Raw genomic sequence first — 651 nt, 5'->3', positions numbered from 1 at the left:
AAAAATTAATTCCGAGCTAAAAGCATCCTTCCAGGATGCTTTTTTATATGAACATAACGAATCAATTTCAATAACAAAAGGGCAGATTAACTCAACCTGCCCTTTGCACTGTGCAATTTAGTAGCCTATGAAAGAGGCTCCGATAATGATAAGAGGAATGAACAATACAACGATTAACGTAGTTTTCCATTCCACTACCTCTGAGTAACACCTCACACAATGCTTATTTTGACTTTGCTCAACCATTTGGTTTATTAATACATTAGCAGAAGCTGGAAAGTACGATGATTAACAGAATGAACAATACAACGATTAATACAAAAGTACTGCCACCGCCGTAACCGCCGCTATAACCACCGCTATAACCACCGCTATAACCGCAGCCGTAACCGCCACATAAGCCCCACATATCACTTCACCACCTATTGGTATTGGAATATCTGAAGAAAAAAACTTTTCACTATGTATATATATGTCGTAAGACAAGGATAGATTGGACAATCATCATAATGGATAGGACAAAATATGTGATTTACTTAAACAATCTCTAAAAATGAAAAGAAACGTCTGCAATAAATGCAAACGCTTCTTCAGAGGTCTTAAAAATGTGCAGGAATAACTGGTGGTAGTAATAATATATGTCCTAATATT

2 protein-coding genes are annotated in these 651 nt (G+C 36.3%); both read right to left on the bottom strand.

Annotation, left to right across the window (positions count from 1 at the left end; genetic code table 11):
- Positions 1-117: 117 nt before the first annotated feature.
- Positions 118-246: a YjcZ family sporulation protein gene (locus tag BDR01S_RS26710; protein ID WP_082797584.1), complete on the bottom strand. Its 129-nt coding sequence runs from the start codon at positions 244-246 to the stop codon at positions 118-120.
- Positions 247-262: 16 nt separating this feature from the next.
- The gene (yjcZ, locus tag BDR01S_RS25145) at positions 263-409 is read right to left on the bottom strand and encodes a sporulation protein YjcZ (RefSeq protein WP_082797583.1); all 147 of its coding nucleotides are present in this window, start codon (positions 407-409) and stop codon (positions 263-265) included.
- Positions 410-651: the final 242 nt, after the last annotated feature.

The sequence above is a fragment of the Neobacillus drentensis NBRC 102427 genome, from assembly GCF_001591445.1.
Lineage (GTDB): Bacteria > Bacillota > Bacilli > Bacillales > Cytobacillaceae > Neobacillus > Neobacillus drentensis.
This window is presented reverse-complemented; position numbering and strand designations above follow the sequence as displayed.

Coding starts and splice junctions, on each gene's coding strand:
- yjcZ (WP_082797583.1), bottom strand. CDS start 409: ATGTGGGGCTTATGTGGCGGTTACGGCTGCGGTTATAGCGGTGGTTAT.
- BDR01S_RS26710 (WP_082797584.1), bottom strand. CDS start 246: ATGGTTGAGCAAAGTCAAAATAAGCATTGTGTGAGGTGTTACTCAGAG.